17 protein-coding genes are annotated in these 16,792 nt (G+C 48.2%); 8 read left to right on the forward strand and 9 right to left on the reverse strand.

Annotation, left to right across the window (positions count from 1 at the left end):
* Positions 1-141: 141 nt before the first annotated feature.
* Complete coding sequence (locus tag ACR2PX_RS24225) at positions 142-573, forward strand: DUF4124 domain-containing protein (protein ID WP_434001923.1); 432 nt, start codon at positions 142-144, stop codon at positions 571-573.
* A 178-nt stretch (positions 574-751) separates the two neighbouring features.
* On the opposite strand, the gene ACR2PX_RS24230 is transcribed toward ACR2PX_RS24225, so the two are convergent.
* Positions 752-1,924, reverse strand: coding sequence for a hypothetical protein (locus ACR2PX_RS24230; RefSeq protein WP_434001924.1), 1,173 nt, complete (start codon positions 1,922-1,924; stop codon positions 752-754).
* 344 nt (positions 1,925-2,268) lie between these two features.
* Here ACR2PX_RS24230 and ACR2PX_RS24235 point away from each other — a divergent pair, with 344 nt between their 5' ends.
* Positions 2,269-2,997 carry an SDR family NAD(P)-dependent oxidoreductase gene (locus tag ACR2PX_RS24235; protein WP_434001925.1) on the forward strand — a complete coding sequence of 243 codons (729 nt, stop codon included), beginning with the start codon at positions 2,269-2,271 and terminating at the stop codon, positions 2,995-2,997.
* 104 nt (positions 2,998-3,101) lie between these two features.
* A complete protein-coding gene (locus ACR2PX_RS24240) occupies positions 3,102-4,322 on the forward strand; it encodes a hypothetical protein (protein ID WP_434001926.1) in 1,221 nt (406 codons plus the stop codon).
* 48 nt (positions 4,323-4,370) lie between these two features.
* Here ACR2PX_RS24240 and ACR2PX_RS24245 read toward each other — a convergent pair whose 3' ends face one another.
* From ACR2PX_RS24245 to ACR2PX_RS24280, 8 genes are all read right to left on the reverse strand, one after another.
* The gene (locus tag ACR2PX_RS24245; RefSeq protein WP_434001927.1) at positions 4,371-4,595 is read right to left on the reverse strand and encodes a HupE/UreJ family protein; all 225 of its coding nucleotides are present in this window, start codon (positions 4,593-4,595) and stop codon (positions 4,371-4,373) included.
* Positions 4,596-4,647: 52 nt separating this feature from the next.
* Complete coding sequence (gene ureG, locus ACR2PX_RS24250) at positions 4,648-5,331, reverse strand: urease accessory protein UreG (RefSeq protein WP_434001928.1); 684 nt, start codon at positions 5,329-5,331, stop codon at positions 4,648-4,650.
* 11 nt (positions 5,332-5,342) lie between these two features.
* Complete coding sequence (locus ACR2PX_RS24255) at positions 5,343-6,011, reverse strand: urease accessory protein UreF (RefSeq protein WP_434001929.1); 669 nt, start codon at positions 6,009-6,011, stop codon at positions 5,343-5,345.
* Entirely contained in the window at positions 6,001-6,666 is a 666-nt protein-coding gene (gene ureE, locus ACR2PX_RS24260) for an urease accessory protein UreE (RefSeq protein WP_434001930.1), read from the reverse strand. The genes ACR2PX_RS24255 and ureE overlap by 11 nt, the downstream gene beginning before the upstream one ends.
* 109 nt (positions 6,667-6,775) lie before the next feature.
* On the reverse strand, positions 6,776-8,482 hold the full coding sequence (ureC, locus tag ACR2PX_RS24265; RefSeq protein WP_434001931.1) for an urease subunit alpha: 1,707 nt from the start codon (positions 8,480-8,482) through the stop codon (positions 6,776-6,778).
* On the reverse strand, positions 8,482-8,802 hold the full coding sequence (locus ACR2PX_RS24270) for an urease subunit beta (protein ID WP_434001932.1): 321 nt from the start codon (positions 8,800-8,802) through the stop codon (positions 8,482-8,484). The genes ureC and ACR2PX_RS24270 overlap by 1 nt, the downstream gene beginning before the upstream one ends.
* 14 nt (positions 8,803-8,816) lie before the next feature.
* Positions 8,817-9,119, reverse strand: a complete 303-nt coding sequence (locus tag ACR2PX_RS24275) for an urease subunit gamma (RefSeq protein ID WP_434001933.1) — start codon at positions 9,117-9,119, stop codon at positions 8,817-8,819.
* Positions 9,120-9,172: 53 nt separating this feature from the next.
* Positions 9,173-10,072, reverse strand: a complete 900-nt coding sequence (locus tag ACR2PX_RS24280; RefSeq protein WP_434001934.1) for an urease accessory protein UreD — start codon at positions 10,070-10,072, stop codon at positions 9,173-9,175.
* A gap of 387 nt (positions 10,073-10,459) precedes the next feature.
* Between ACR2PX_RS24280 and urtA the strand changes: the two genes are divergently transcribed.
* From urtA to urtE, 5 genes are all read left to right on the forward strand, one after another.
* A complete protein-coding gene (urtA, locus tag ACR2PX_RS24285; protein WP_434001939.1) occupies positions 10,460-11,728 on the forward strand; it encodes an urea ABC transporter substrate-binding protein in 1,269 nt (422 codons plus the stop codon).
* 120 nt (positions 11,729-11,848) lie between these two features.
* Positions 11,849-13,474: an urea ABC transporter permease subunit UrtB gene (gene urtB, locus ACR2PX_RS24290; RefSeq protein ID WP_434001935.1), complete on the forward strand. Its 1,626-nt coding sequence runs from the start codon at positions 11,849-11,851 to the stop codon at positions 13,472-13,474.
* A gap of 3 nt (positions 13,475-13,477) precedes the next feature.
* A complete protein-coding gene (gene urtC / locus ACR2PX_RS24295; protein ID WP_434001936.1) occupies positions 13,478-14,653 on the forward strand; it encodes an urea ABC transporter permease subunit UrtC in 1,176 nt (391 codons plus the stop codon).
* The gene (urtD, locus tag ACR2PX_RS24300) at positions 14,646-15,404 is read left to right on the forward strand and encodes an urea ABC transporter ATP-binding protein UrtD (RefSeq protein WP_434001937.1); all 759 of its coding nucleotides are present in this window, start codon (positions 14,646-14,648) and stop codon (positions 15,402-15,404) included. Before urtC ends, urtD begins: the two co-directional genes overlap by 8 nt.
* A 254-nt stretch (positions 15,405-15,658) precedes the next feature.
* Complete coding sequence (gene urtE / locus ACR2PX_RS24305; protein ID WP_434001938.1) at positions 15,659-16,354, forward strand: urea ABC transporter ATP-binding subunit UrtE; 696 nt, start codon at positions 15,659-15,661, stop codon at positions 16,352-16,354.
* The last annotated feature ends 438 nt before the right edge of the window (positions 16,355-16,792 follow it).

The raw sequence follows: 16,792 nt of genomic DNA on the forward strand, positions 1-16,792 counted from the left end.
GTCGCTGAAGCAGAGTCAATAGCCTGACGAAGCAGAATCGCGGAAATTGCATACATTTAGAGTAATAACCACAAAAATATGCATACTCCGGACCGTTCGAGCAATTTCGTTCAGTTTGGCCAACACTCAAGGATGATGAGCATGAAAGGAATACAAGCCTTGATTCTGATGCTGCTGGCGGCAAGCCTCCACTTTCCCGTCCAGGCAGACAGAATTTTCAAGTGGGTTGATGAAAACGGCACCACCCATTATTCCTCCAGACCGCCACTGGTCAATGTTGATACAGATGTCATTTCAACACTGGATGAGCCCTATGAAGGATCTGATGACAAACTCCCTGCCGGAGTGCCTTCTGTTGAATCCGAATCGACCTCTCAAGACCCTTCACAACCTGATCAGAACCCTGAGGTTCTGGCTTACTGTAAAAAACTGACTGAAAACCTCAAGGTTCTCGACAGTGAAGACCAGGTTCGCTTGAACAAGACAGACGGCAGCTTTGAAATTCTTGGGGATGATAGCCGTGAAAGGGAAAGAGACAGAATCCGCCAGCAAATGAAAAAGTTCTGCCTCTAAGCCGCGCCCTGTCAGAAAGCCAGTGGGGACGAGCTAACTGAAATAGAAACTTAATCCAGAGCCAGGAGTCTGTCGGACTTATCCTTTCGAGCATAAATCTCAGTAGAACGAATAAAATTATTAGAAGCATTCGTGCGAATCCTGTTTCATCGAATAATTGAACCGTTCTTTCTGGAATTTAGGCCGGAATTGTCTTAGTCCGACAGGCTCCTAGCTCTTCCTGGCGGTCATGTAGGTCTTCAAGCCGCTCTATTGCGACATCAAAATCTTCTAATGCTCGCTCAATGGGTATTTGATAGAGCCTTGATGCCTTATTCAAGTCTATGGGTAAATCAAAAGATTCGTTTTCGCCGCTATACATGTCGCCCAAACCTATATAGCTCCACGCGTTATCCGGAAAACTTTCAGCAAATCTTTCGAAGGCCTGCTCCCCCTGTTCTGCTTTACCCGCAAAAAACAATGATTCTGCTTCTGCCCGACGCATCATACGGATAAGGGAGGGGGAAGAGGCAGGGAACTCTTCGCAAAATTCCCGACAAAACTGGATTCTTATATCCAAATAACGCGACTCATCGACACCTGCATTAGTAAGGTGCATGTCCAAGTCACCAATCCAGTATGACAATAGAATTCCGGCGAAGGGTCTTATGTCATTAATAGAGTCGAGATCCTGATATAAGGACTTGATCTTTTTCCAGGCATTCAACCAAAGATCACAAGTCGCTGCATAAGATTCATCAAGGCAGTTATAACCCTCATTAATAAGCTCTGCTATCGGAGCCTGCTCTTCAGAAGCAGGGACTTTATATTCAGCGATACCTTCTTGCGATTTTTTAGACAACCCCCCTCCAGAAGCCTCTTGGTCATAGTCGTACCGTTCTTCTTTTGCCAGGATTGTACTAAAGATCTGCAAACTGTAATCACCTGTCCAGTCCCAGTTAACTTTATACTCCATGACCAAACGAGGATCATCACGATATATCATACGTCTGGATAAAATAATCAGGTCAATCTGCTGCTCTACCTCTTCAGGAATCCCTCCCGGAACATTTCCGACCAAAAATTCGGTCATGCTTTCTCGCATCTCCAGGGCTTTGCTTTCGTTCACTGTACCTATGTTCCAGCACATCACGACCATACCAACAGTGCTTTCGATAAAGCTTCTGTCACCCTTTCCCTCTTCCAACATGGAACCTGCCAGTTCTATAAGACGTTCAGATAACTTTGGCAATCCCAGTTTTTCATGCATGTTTTCAACTATTTTGCTCGTCTTTGACAGCTGAATAGTTTTCTTTTTACGCCGCTTAAGTTCTTTCTTTTTGCGTTTGGCACCGGCCGATAATTTAGCCATTTCAACAACCTCAAAAATGATGATCTATACCAATGGATTTAAAGAAACCACGGAACACAAGGTGAGTTCAAGCGAATCTCCGAAAGCTCTTATATACCCTACTACTTTATAACACCTATAAAGATAAATGATTTTATTCAACAGGCTATTCCTTATTAAAGTAAAACCGGATATTTCGGGCACTTCCCCAAATACAGAACTAGACTCCTGCTGCCAAGCAGAGGGAGTAGTTCATTAGAGTTATTTCTTATACGCAGTAACGCCTATATAATGGTACTGCCTGAACAACTGTTGCGTTAACAGCAAAATAACAATAAATCAGTCGTCGCAATAAGGTATACACAATGCAAGTAAAAGGTTTAACCGCAGTCGTAACCGGTGGGGCAACCGGTTTGGGGAAAGCCACAGTAAAAGCCTTCCTCGAGGCTGGCGCCAATGTTGCCATCCTGGATATCAACGACAAAGCAGGTCTTGAACTGGCCCAACGTTACGGCCAGCAAGCTATTTTCCAACATGCCGATGTCACTGACGAAAAGTCCATTGACGCTGCCCTGGATCAAGCCCAGAAAATTTTTGGCTGTGTAGACGTAGTCGTTAATTCTGGCTGCCCCTGTCTTGCTGCAGCCAACGACCCTGGTGAAAGCTTTAAAAGAGCATCCAGTCGATACCATAAAATTCTTGAAACCAATCTGATGGGCACGTTCAACATCCTTCAGGCTGCCGCCAAGAAAATGAAATGCAACCAACGTAACGCCAGTGGTGAAAGCGGCGTTATTATTAATACGGCCTGCGTTTCTGAAAGCGAAGGAAAGATTGGTCAGGATGCCTGCCGGGCCTCCAAAGACGCTGTTGCCAGAATGGGCCTGCCCCTGGCAAAAGAATTCGATGCATACGGTATCAGAGTAAACACCATTGAACCCGCCACCGGTGACTCTATTCATCTGGGGTTGAATGGCATGGCTGAAATCATTCCAGCCAGCAAACGAACTACTTCTCCCACAGCGTTTGCAGAGAAAGCACTGTCCGTTGTTAAAGACAGTTGCATCAATGCTAAAACCATCAGTTTAAATTAATTCGTTCGCTCCTCTATGAAAGGTATATAGGAATTCTTATATACCTTTCACCCCTCACCAGATCATCTATCTTCTTCATATCTCTCTCAACAAAAGTATGAGTTATGAAGCTTGTTCAAAATCTGTCAGTAGCTCTGGCTCTGTGTCTTACTTTATCGATTCAAGCCTCTCCTATTGAACTGTCTCTGAGTCACAAAAGCACTATCTCCAATGTCTCTAATCATCCCTACAGTACCGTGGTATCGCCTTACAGTTCATTAGCCGTTGTCTCCGGTAGTCAAGGCGCTGATCTGGTGGATTATGAAAAAGGAGAACTGATTACCCGATTGAACATTACCGGAGCGGCTAACTCGGCTGTATTCGTAAAACAGGGGGATACGGAGATTCTCTATGTTATGGCCTTTACCAATTTTCCAGGCTACAACGCCACCAATGGCATTTATGGATTCCCCCTGAAAGATGGCAAACCCATCGGCAGACTGGAGCACAACCCTGGCAGTGGTATGACTGGCAGTCTTTTTCCAGCCACCAGCTTTTCTTTATCAACCACTGAGAATGGTGAATACGTTTATTTCGTAACACTGGAGACCATCAAAGCCGATGACCAGCTCAGCAATGGCAAACGTTGGTTGAATCGAATCGCAGTGAACCCTGAAAAAATGAATGTGACAACCATTCCGATGCCGGACTGGGCTGGTTGGCCCGGTGACGGTGGAGATGATGGAGTAGCTGTCACGCCAGATAATACTTCAGCCTACCTTCCTCATAGCTTAATCACTTACAGGGTCACTGCCCCTGCCTCTGTAAGCCCAAAGGTTTCAACACTTCAAACCGAAAGTGGCGATGGCGCTTTGGTCGGCAATGATGGACAAAAACTCTTTGCTTTCGATTATGGTGATGTCAACAGTATTAACTTGAGTGATCTGAAAAAAAGCGCTGTCTTCTCACAGTCAGGAAATCAGGCGTCTTTTATTGAGAATGCCCAGCTTTACGACAATGGACAAAAACTTTTGATGACGCTCCAGGATATCAGTGACATCAGCGTACCCGCCCCTCTGCAATTTTATCTGGACTACAGACAACATAAAAAGCGAAATGCCGAGGCTTTCTTTCTGCCCAATAAAGTGTTGTCCATCGATCTGAAAACGGGCCGTAAGAGAACTCTGTACGACCGACTTCCCATATCCAACAGTTATCCGACATCAGCTGCTATAAGCAGAGATGGTCAGTACCTCTTAGTGACGGTATGGCATGTGGACGGATACACCAACCTGAAAATATATTCTTTGCAAGAATTTATCAGAGAGCCGAATAACCTGCTTTAGGGATAATTCAATAACAGCCGGGTAGGTTTATCTACCCGGCTTAATCAATCAACCCTGGCTTTTTTTACCAGCATTGAGCTTTTTATAGACTCGATAGGAAAAGCACGCCAGGGCACCTGTCACACCGATGAATACCATATGATCAGGTTCGGTCAGAAAGTGCATCAGCATTGAGAGAATACCACCCTCAGAGTGATCCCCAGGGTGAGCATACACCTGAGAAGAGGCCATAACGGTGGCTACTGTCGTTAAAATGGCTCCCAGTTTTTTCATTTTGTACTACCTCTGTTTATTTTTATTACCATGACCTAATGACTGTGCAGCATTAAACACTCACGGCAGTGGGTTCGTGATCTTGTTTTTCAGGCATTCTCGCTTCCAGCATGCCTTTGTCAACTATAAAGTCGATCACTTCCCGAACGCCTTGCTCCGCTTTCAGGTTTGTGAACAGAAAGGGACGGTCTCCACGCATCTTTTTCGCATCTCTGTCCATCACTTTCAGAGATGCCCCAACGATAGGTGCCAGATCGGTTTTATTGATAATCAGCAGATCAGAACGGGTAATACCCGGCCCACCTTTACGTGGAATTTTATCCCCGGCAGAAACATCAATCACATAGATAGTCAGATCGGACAGCTCAGGACTGAAAGTAGCGCTGAGATTATCGCCCCCGGATTCAACCAGAACCATTTCCAGACCCGGGTGTCTCTGACAAAGCTCATCCACAGCAGCCAGATTCATGGAGGCATCTTCACGAATAGCCGTATGGGGACAACCACCGGTTTCGACTCCAATGATGCGGTCTTCTTCCAGTGCTTCATGATGAATCAGAAACTGTGCGTCTTCTTTCGTATAAATATCATTCGTCACCACTGCCAGATTGTAATGCTGGCGCATTGATGCACAAAGTTTTGTGAGCAGTGCTGTTTTACCTGATCCTACCGGACCACCTACACCAACGCGGAGTGTTTGGGGTGCTTTTTTTTCGCTATAGGCATTACTTGTCATTATTCTCTTTCCTAGGATCTGAACAGTCTTGAATACTGGTGCTCATGCCAGCTACTGGCCATAGCGTAATGCACCAGATTATTACCCATTTCGTGATCTTGAATGCTTTTGGCGCTCTCGATGATGCTGCCAATTTCAGCCGCCAGATGATGCAGAATTTTCTGAGCGTCGGTTTGCCCCAGGGGAACGGCTTTTGTTGCCCCCGCCACCTGATTTTCACACCATGACCACAACAATCCGATGGTAGCGGCCTCTTTCTCCATGCCATGGCAGAGACTGGAGAGCGCAAACATGGCCGCCTGGGTCGGTGTTTCCAGCCAGTCCGCTCTGGATTCTTCCGGGAATAAAGACTTCAACCAGGTTTTAAAGGCTCTGCCAACCTGACAGTCTTCATCATAAAGCTCACGGGTTTCCCGAAACGCGAGCAACTGGCTATTCCAGTACTCTACCGACTGCCTGTCTCCGGATTTCAGGGCATCGTACAGTCGAAAAAAAGCGGGGACATCCAGACGACCCATTCCCTGCCTGAGCAGTTCAGAAATCCAGTTACAGGTGGACTCTCGGTCATGACACCATTGACGATCAATAGCTGTTTCCAGCCCCTGTGAATAGGCAAAGGCTCCAACGGGTAAAGCTGGACTGGAAATGTGCAGGAGCCCAAGGAGTGCATCAGTGTTCATGGCTTTCTACCGGCTCATGACTTTCTACCGGCTCATGACTTTCTACCGGCTCATGACTTTCTACCGGCTCATGACTTTCTACCGGCTCATGACTTTCTACCGGCTCATGGCTTTCTACCGGCTCATGACTTTCTACCGGCTCATGACTTTCTACCGGCTCATGGCTTTCTACCGGCTCATGACTTTCTACCGGCTCATGGCTGTGTTCACCATGGTGGTGATGACCATGACCTTTGGCGTAAGCACCATTTTCGGGCTCAAAAGGGGCTTCTGTATGATCAACAGTCAGTCCCAGCAAAGTCACCATTTCATCCAGAACGTGATCCCTCTGAAATCGAAGCCAGTTATCACCTATCTGTAAAGGGACATGGCGATTGCCCAGATGGTAGCAGGCCTTGGCAAACGTAAGACTGTCTTCACAGCGGGCTGTTGTGACCTCCTCGTCACTGGCTTTGACCAGCACCACTTCTCCACTGTCTGCCTGAAGCAGAGTCCCGCCCCTCAAAACATCACCACGGTCAATAAATATTCCCGCTTCTCTCCCACTGAGCGTTTTAGCCTTTAATCGACCTCTTTTGCGCTCATCAAATGGCAGCAATAGCTCTTCATTGTGCTGAACATCAGTTTCCTGCAGGCGCCTGGTTAACTTCAGCATTTTGTTATTTTCCTTCTGTCTTTATTCGCTCAAGGCTGCATTTCGCTCAAGGCTGCATTTCGCTCAAGGCTGTTTACTGTGAAAATTATTTTTCTTTGATCAAGGCCGTTTAAAAAAGGAAGTACCGCTGAGCCAGAGGAACTACTTCTGCCGGTGCACAGACCAGCAGTTCGCCATCGGCACGCACTTCATAAGTCTCCGGATTCACTTCCATATGGGGCTGCCAGGTATTCAGTAACATATCTTTCTTTCGGATAGTTCGAGTATTTTTAACCGCAGAAACGACTTTGCTCAGTCCCAGCTTACGTCTTATGTCGTTTTCATAAGCGGCCTGTGAAACGAAAGAAAGAGAAGTGGCGGAAACGGCCTTGCCCATAGCCCCAAACATGGGTCGATAATGAACTGGCTGTGGTGTCGGAATGGAAGCATTGGGGTCTCCCATCGGAGCCATTGCAATAGCCCCACCTTTCAACACCAAAGAGGGTTTGGTTCCAAAAAATGCGGGTTTCCACAACACCAGGTCAGCCAGTTTACCCGGCTCTACTGACCCCACTTCATGGGAAATACCGTGGGTAATCGCCGGATTCATGGTGTACTTGGCTACATAGCGACGCGCCCTGAAGTTATCGACACCGGTGGAAGTATCTTCTGGCAGCAATCCCCGTTGAACTTTCATCTTGTGAGCCGTTTGCCAGGTTCGACAAACCACCTCACCTACTCGCCCCATCGCCTGAGAGTCCGATGCGATCATCGAAAAAGCCCCCAGATCATGCAGAATATCTTCAGCCGCAATGGTTTCTCTGCGAATTCGAGAGTCGGCAAAGGCCACATCTTCCGGGATATTTGGATCAAGATGGTGACAAACCATCAGCATGTCCAAATGTTCATCCACCGTGTTAATGGTGTAGGGACGTGTCGGGTTTGTAGACGACGGAAGCACAAAGTCCTCGCCACAGGCCTTGATAATATCCGGGGCATGGCCACCTCCGGCACCTTCAGTATGGTAGGTGTGGACAACCCTTCCCTTGAAAGCAGCAATGGTATCTTCGACAAACCCCGACTCATTCAGAGTATCGGTGTGAATGGCTACCTGAATGTCGTACTTCTCCGCCACTCCCAGGCAACAATCGATGGAAGCCGGTGTCGTTCCCCAGTCTTCATGAAGTTTAAGACCCATGGCGCCCGCCAAAACCTGCTCTTCCAGTGCGGCGGGTAAGCTGCCATTGCCCTTCCCAAGAAAGCCAATATTCATGGGCAGGCTATCCACTGCCTGCAGCATAGAGCTCATATGCCACTCCCCTGGTGTACAGGTAGTAGCATTAGTGCCTGTTGCAGGCCCGGTGCCTCCGCCCAGCATGGTAGTGATACCCGATGCCAGAGCTTCTTCAATCTGTTGAGGACAAATAAAGTGAATATGAGCATCAATGCCCCCGGCTGTGACAATCTGTCCCTCACCGGCAATCACTTCAGTGCCAGGGCCGATAATGATATCGACGCCTGCCTGTACATCCGGATTGCCCGCCTTGCCAACTTTTTCTATACGGCCGTTTTTGATGCCAATATCGGCTTTCACTATGCCCCAATGATCCAGAATCAGAGCGTTGGTAATGACGGTATCCACCACATCAGCACTGGTTCTTTGACTCTGGCCCATACCGTCACGAATAACTTTTCCGCCACCAAATTTCACTTCGTCGCCATAAACAGTGAAATCTTGTTCCGGACTGATAAACAGGTCGGTATCCCCAAGACGTACTTTGTCGCCTACTGTAGGGCCAAACATGTCCACATAGGTTTGACGTTCCATTCTGGCCATTACTTATCTCCCTGTTCGAGATCACCCATGACATCGCCTCGAAAGCCATAGATTTTGCCTTCTCCGGCAAAACGCACCAGCTCAACTTCCCGATCCTGGCCTGGCTCAAAACGCACTGCTGTTCCTGCCGGGATATTCAGTCGGAAACCCAGAGTGGTATCCCGATTAAAATCCAGCGCAGGATTCACTTCATAAAAGTGATAATGAGAGCCAACCTGCACCGGCCGATCGCCAGTATTGGCAACAGTCACCACACAGGTTTCCCGACCTTCATTAATTTCGACTGCCTCTTCGGAGGCAATGATCTCACCTGGAATCATAAAACCTCCGGCGGTTATGCGATGGGGTTGTGGACGGTCACCAGCTTGGTACCGTCAGGAAAAGTCGCTTCTACCTGAACTTCATGGATCATCTCGGGAATGCCTTCCATAACATTTGCTCGAGTCAGGATTTCACGCCCTTCATTCATAAGTTGAGCCACCGTTTTACCGTCTCTGGCCCCCTCAATAATGTGCATTGAGATCAGCGCAATGGATTCCGGGTAATTCAGTTTTACTCCACGCCCAAGACGACGCTCGGCAACCAATGCCGCTGTATACAACAGCAGTTTGTCTTTTTCTCTGGGGGTCAGCTCCATGAGAGCACTCCAATTTATTCTTGTTGTTCAATATTCGCTACAAGCATCAACGTTCAGGTATTCCAGATTCTAGGCTTACAGCCCACTCTGTTGTTCAGCTGAGGGCGAAGCTCGCTCCAGAGCCAGGTAAACAATGTTCTGGCCTGTTCAGGCGAGCTACCCAGATAACGGGCAATAAAAACCCCTTTGCGCCAGGTAATGGCTACACACTTCGACCCGCCCAATGCTTCCAGTTTTTCATGCAAATGATCACAACCGGGATTTTGCTCAAGGCTCATGAGAAAAGTACCGAAGACATGCTGGCCGTTCAGACCAAGAAGGGATTGTGTGAGAGATGAACTGGCAATCAGTTCCAAGCGTTCTCGATACAATGGGAGGTCATTTCTTGTGAGCTGCAGATTCTGGACGATCTTACCCTGCTCAAACGCTTCACCACTGGCTTTGCGACCCAGACAAATAATATCCCAGCCTGCATAACAGCCATTATCGCTCAGCTCGACGGTAGTATTCAGTTCGGCTTCAGCACCATTAAAAATAATGGTTTCCTGAGGCAACCATTCCAGACAGGCATCCTCTTGAACGACTAGTGACGTTAGCTGTTTCTGAAGCCTGCCATTCCCATTGAAGTAGACTTTTCCTGCAGCCGGTGTCGTAACCAATCCAGACGCACCGCAGTGAGCTTCAAAACTCTGAATCAGTTCATCACCAGCAACCAGACCACCAGGTGGGTGAAGAATATAGAGATGTGCCAGATCTTTCCCTTCTGGCCAGAACGGACGCTGAATCCGTAACGGTCCATAATGGCGCGTACGGCCCATACGGGTATGGCCATCCTGGTATTTCAGTTCAACGGCAATACCAGCACGCCAGCCCTTATCCCCGGATGGAATGTCATCCTGATCAGAATCAGATTGGAATAGCGGGTTAGATAGTGGATTAAATGCCAGCCCCATACTTCAGCCCTTCGTGTTAAAGGTCATCTCTGGCTTGCAAAAGATGTTCCATTTTTATTGATTTTTCTTAGTCAGCTCATGGCGGCTTTAGCGCTTTTATCAACCAAACGGTCAATCTGACGCTTCAAAACAGTGCAAACGAACCAACTTGGTGAAAGCGATGTTCTGAAATAAGGCATGTGCTGTCAAGGTGATATTAAGAGATTCACCTTAACTTAGGTGCTAAGAGTGGGGGCTTACCTGTATGAACGGCAGCTCCTGCCAATATTGGCATACACATTGCTCTTCTCCCTGTCGCACACAAGGATAAGAACAGGATCAATAAGAACTATGAAGAGCTCCCTCAAAAAACTCTCGCAAGGCTTTTTACCCGCTAAAGGCTTGGCTATGGCTTCTGCCGCCACCGCCGCCCTGTCTTTCTCGGTCATTTCCCAGGCAGCAGACACCATCAAAGTAGGTGTTCTGCATTCTCTTTCAGGCACTATGGCTATCAGTGAAACCACTCTGAAAGACACTGTTTTGATGATGGTGGATGAGCAGAATAAGCAAGGCGGATTGCTGGGGAAAAAGCTCGAAGCGGTCGTCGTTGATCCTGCCTCTGACTGGCCTCTGTTTGCAGAAAAAGCCCGTGAACTGCTGGCAAAAGAAAAAGTAGATGTCATTTTTGGAGGCTGGACTTCTGTTTCCAGAAAATCAGTACTGCCTGTCGTTGAAGAGCTGAACGGACTGATGTTTTACCCGGTTCAGTATGAGGGAGAAGAGTCATCAAAAAATGTTTTCTACACCGGTGCAGCACCTAACCAGCAAGCTATTCCAGCCGTTGATTATCTGATGAGTTCAGAAGGTGGCAGCGTCAAACGTTTTGTTCTGGCCGGAACTGACTACGTCTATCCCAGAACCACTAACAAGATTCTGGAAGCTTATCTGAAGAGCAAGGGTGTAAAAGAATCAGACATTTTGATCAATTACACTCCGTTTGGTCACTCTGACTGGCAGACCATTGTTTCTGATATCAAAAAGTTTGGTAATGCCGGTAAAAAGACCGCCGTTATTTCCACCATCAATGGTGACGCTAACGTACCTTTCTATAAAGAGCTGGCTAACCAGAGTATTGCTGCTGAAAACATTCCGGTTATTGCTTTCTCAGTGGGTGAAGAAGAACTGTCCGGCATAGACACGGCTCCTCTGGTGGGCCATCTGGCTGCCTGGAACTACTTCATGAGCGCTGAAAGTGACATCAATGACGAGTTCATCGAAACCTGGCAGAGCTTTACCAAGAATGAAGAGCGCGTAGCCAATGACCCAATGGAAGCCACTTATATTGGCTTCAACATGTGGACAAAAGCGGTGGAGAAAGCGGGAACCACCAGCGTTGATAGCGTTCGTTCTGCCATGTACGGAATCACTGTTCCCAACCTGACCGGCGGCACAGCGGTAATGAATACCAACCACCACCTCACCAAGCCGGTATTGATTGGTGAAATCCAGGACGATGGCCAGTTTGAAATTGTCTGGGAAACCAAAGGTGGCGTGATAGGTGATGCCTGGACTGACTACCTGCCAGAAAGCTCAAAGATTGTTGCTGACTGGTCTACCCCGATCCTGTGCGGCAACTTCAACCTGGAATCAGGTGTCTGCTCTGGCCAAAACTACTGATCTTTCAGTCGTCATTTTTTGAAGTCACATGGCATGAAAGGCTCAAACCTTTGATGCCATCCCCCAAAAGTCTGTCTGAAGCATGACAGGCAACCAATAGGTTTATTCACTGGAAAATTTATGAACCGGAGACTCTGGCAAGCATTGCCGTTAGTATGCCTCTGTCTTCTTTTTGTCTTTGCGTCACCCGGACAGACTCTGGCTAGTAGCTACGCCACTAGCAATGAAGAACTGGCCAAACAGTTGGGTGAAAAGTCTTGGGACAAACTGGAGACCGCCATCACCCTCCTCTCTGCGAAAGGTGATGATGAAAGCCAGAAAATTTTAACCCTTTGGTTGTCTGGCCAACTGTATATTGAAAAGAAAACGGATCGTCTGGTCACGGGTTCCAAGTCAGGTCGGATGTATCTCATTTCAGACCCGATAACAGGTGAAGACTTCGGCGAAGTCAAAAAGCGCAGTCTGCAAAAAATCCGAATCAATAACCGGTTGCGTAACGCCATTAAGTCAGCACTGGCCTTCTGGGACCTCAAGTCTGAAGACCCGAAAAAGCGTCTCCAAGCTATCAAAGAGACCTCAAAAAACATCGAAGCCGATGCATTGTCCAACCTGGAAGCGATGTTTGAGCAAGAAACCGATAATGATGTTCGCTCAGCGCTGGCAGCCGCTATGGCCTTGTACCATTTTCAGCATGGTAACGACGAGGCTAAGCTAGAAAGCCTCGCTCTCCTATCTGAATCCGATGACCCTATTGTACGTTCAACCCTTGAGTCAGCTAAAACCTCAACAGAAAACAAACAGATTCTTCAGAGCATTCACACCGCTCTGGCCGACATGGATCGCAGACAGAGTTACTACTCCGCCATAGAAAGTGTGTTCTTTGGCTTGAGTCTGGGTTCTGTATTACTGCTGGCAGCCATTGGTCTGGCTATCACGTTTGGTGTCATGGGCGTAATAAACATGGCCCATGGTGAGATGATGATGCTGGGCGCTTATACGACCTTCGTCATTCAGTCCGCTTTTCCATCATTAATTGAGCAATCTTTGTTTATCGCTATTCCTACCGCATTTATTGTGGCGGGCACTGTCGGTATTCTGATTGAACGACTTGTCATACGTCACCTTTACGGTCGTCCACTGGAAACCCTTCTGGCCACATTTGGCATCAGCCTGATTCTTCAACAAGCGGTCAGAACTATTTTCTCTCCTCTGAACCAGGCTGTTTCATCACCTGAATGGATGAGCGGCTCCTGGATGATCAATGATGCTTTATCCCTGACCTGGAACCGGCTCTACATCATTGGTTTCAGTCTGGCGGTCTTCCTGACTTTATTATTTATTCTTCGCTACACCCGTTTCGGTTTGAACATGCGCGCTGTCACCCAGAACCGAGCCATGGCCAGCTCCATGGGCATTCCCACCAGCAGGGTTGACGCCCTGACGTTTGGTCTCGGCTCTGGCATTGCCGGTGTTGCAGGTGTTGCTCTGTCACAGTTAACCAATGTCGGTCCCAATCTTGGCCAGAATTACATCATCGACTCCTTCATGGTGGTGGTCTTTGGTGGTGTGGGCAACCTCTGGGGCACACTGGTAGCCGCTATGGGGCTGGGTATAGTCAATAAACTGCTGGAACCCTGGGCAGGCGCCGTAGTCGCCAAAATTCTGGTATTGGTTTTCATTATCCTGTTCATTCAGAAAAGACCCAAAGGCCTGTTCGCCCTGAAGGGTCGCGCGGTGGAGGATTAATCCATGAGTTCCACAACTTTGTCCTCAAAAATGAATGCAAAAGGACCTCTCTGTCGTTTTCTTCTGGATGATCCAGCGGGCAAATGGCTTTTGATCGCTGTTTTTGCCATTAGCATTATTGTCTCCGGACTGAACCTGCTGGTACCTGAAGGCTCTGCTCTGCATGTCAGCAGTTACACTGTGACCCTGCTTGGAAAATATCTGTGCTTTGGTCTTCTGGCTCTGGCTCTGGATCTGGTCTGGGGTTATTGCGGCATTCTCAGTCTCGGTCATGGGGCTTTCTTTGCCCTCGGCGGCTACGCCATGGGCATGTATTTGATGCGCCAGATTGGCGATCGTGGTGTCTATGGTAATCCTGAGCTACCGGATTTCATGGTCTTTCTGGACTGGCAGGAATTGCCCTGGTACTGGCAAGGTTTTGATTCTTTCTGGTTTGCCATGCTGATGGTCGCTCTGGTTCCCGGCATTCTGGCTTTCCTGTTTGGCTGGCTGGCATTTCGTTCCAGGGTTACCGGCGTTTATCTGTCCATCATTACCCAGGCACTGACGTATGCCCTGATGCTGATGTTCTTCCAGAACGATTTTGGTTTTGGTGGAAACAATGGTCTGACTGACTTCAAGGATATTCTGGGCTTTAGCCTGCAAAGTGATACGACCCGGGTCGTACTCCTGATGTCATCAGCACTGGCTTTGGGGCTGGGCTATGTGATTTGTCGCTGGCTGGTCAGCTCCCGCTACGGCAGGGTCTTAATGGCCGTAAGAGACGCAGAAAGCAGAACACGCTTTATTGGCTATCGGGTAGAACACTACAAGCTGGTCGCTTTTGTGGTGTCCGCCATCCTGGCCGGCATTGCGGGCGCACTTTATGTTCCACAGGTTGGCATTATTAATCCGGGTGAGTTCTCGCCTATCAACTCCATAGAGCTGGTTATCTGGGTCGCCGTTGGCGGACGAGGAACACTTTACGGTGCCATTATTGGCGCGATGCTCGTGAATTATGCCAAAACCTGGTTTACCGGAGCCATGCCCGATGCCTGGCTGTTTGCTCTGGGAGCCCTGTTTGTCATTACTACGCTCTGGTTGCCCAAAGGGGTCGTGGGTTTGTATGAACAGATCAAACAAAAGTTCTTAAAACCATCAGCCCCAACCCAGGGAAAAGAGGTAGTCGATCATGGTTGATAAACACATACCGGATGACACCCTGTTGTACCTCAATAATGTGACAGTCAGCTTCGATGGTTTCAAAGCTCTGAACAACCTGTCTTTCTTGATCAAGAGCCGGGAGCTTAGAGCCATTATTGGCCCCAACGGTGCCGGTAAAAGCACCATGATGGACGTTGTCACGGGGAAGACACGCCCCGATACCGGAGAGATCTACTTTAAAGGCTCTGTAGATCTCACTCGCCATGACGAAGCAGAAGTAGCCAACCTGGGCATTGGTCGAAAGTTTCAAAAACCATCGGTGATCGAAAGCCTGACCGTCTGGGAAAACCTGGAGCTGGCTCTGAAAGGTCGCCGTTCACCTTTTGAGTCCATGTTTAAAGGTCTGTCTTCTGAGGGCTCAAAAAAGATTGATGACGTTCTGCTCAAGATTCGCCTCCAGGATCGCCGGGATCTGACTGGAGCTTCCTTGTCCCATGGACAGAAACAGTGGCTCGAAATAGGCATGCTGCTACTTCAGGATCCCGAGCTCCTTCTGATTGACGAGCCTGCAGCCGGTATGACCGATGAAGAAACGTTCAGGACTGCAGACTTGCTACGAGAGCTTTCACAAGAGAGAAGTGTCGTGGTTGTCGAGCACGATATGGCCTTTATCAAAGCACTGAACTGCAGAGTTATGGTGCTTCATGAAGGCAGTGTGCTGGCAGAAGGATCTCTGGATCATGTTCAGCAGAATCAACAAGTCATCGACGTCTATCTGGGAAGATAGCCTTAAGCCAGGAAAACAGCCCTGAGCTGGAGAACAGCCCTGAGCTGGAGAACAGCCCTGAGCTGGAGAACAGCCCTGAGCTGGAGAACAGCCCTGAGCTGGAGAACAGCCCTGAGCTGGAGAACAGCCCTGAGCTGGAAAACAGCCCTGAGCAGGAGAACAGCCCTGAGCTGGAGAACAGCCCTGAGCTGGAGAACAGCCCTGAGCTGGAGAACAGCCCTGAGCTGGAAAACAGCCCTGAGCAGGAGAACAGTATGCTTGAAGTTCAGAACATAGATGTCTTTTACGGTGCCAGCCAGGCACTGAAGTCTGTATCCCTGACGGCTGATAAAGGTCAGGTTACAAGTATCATGGGCCGTAACGGTGTGGGGAAAACCACACTGATGAATACAGTCGCCGGTCGTGTCTCAGCAACTTCGGGACAGATACTCTGGAAGGATCAGCCAATCAACCATCGGTCATCACATCAGCGAGCCCGGCAGGGCATTGCTTATGTTCCCCAGGGTCGACAGATTTTCCCTCTGCTCACCGTACAGGAAAACCTCGAAACCGGTTTTGCCTGCTTGCCTCGAGCAAAGCACAAAGTTGACCCGGAAATTTATGATCTGTTTCCGGTTTTGCTGGATATGAGGCATCGCCGTGGAGGAGATCTGTCTGGGGGACAGCAACAACAACTGGCTATTGCCCGTGCGCTGGTTACCCGGCCGGAACTGTTGATACTGGATGAGCCAACCGAAGGTATTCAACCTTCCATCATCAAGGATATTCAGTCCGTCATAGGGATGCTCAGAGATCGCGGAGAAATGGCCATCCTGCTGGTTGAACAGTACTTTGAATTTGCCCGTGACCTGGCGGATCAATATGCTGTGCTGGATCGTGGCGAGCTGGTGCTGTCAGGTGCTGGCAATGAGATGAACGAAGATGAAGTCAGACGACTGATGACCGTATAAACATTTTTCGGATGAATACAGTCAAGCGGTTCTGACTGCATTCATCCTATGACCTTGAATCATCAACTTGGAGGCTTCAAAAAGTTGAATTTCCAATAAGTTATTCGCCTCTCCAATCAGTCCAGAATAGTAGAGATAATGCCTACTGATCTGAAGCAGTAAAAATGCACTCATACATCTCTACACTTCTCTTTATAGGCAGAATTCTTAGCAATATTCTGCTTCATAAGTGTTTAAAAAGTGCCTCTGGGAACACAATAAATCTAAAATATAAGAAGACCCCTCCACCAATCAAATAGCCAATCAAGCACCAATGGCACTGACTTAAGCCGTCATCCCTGAAATACCAAGACTTGCTCAAGAAGAAAATCGACTATAAAAGTCGTATATTTCAAAAACTCCTCCTCGAGCAAGCCATGACCAAGTTTAGCCCAGAAT

The sequence above is a fragment of the Endozoicomonas sp. genome (assembly GCF_051008435.1).
In the GTDB taxonomy this organism is placed as follows: Bacteria; Pseudomonadota; Gammaproteobacteria; order Pseudomonadales; family Endozoicomonadaceae; genus Endozoicomonas_A.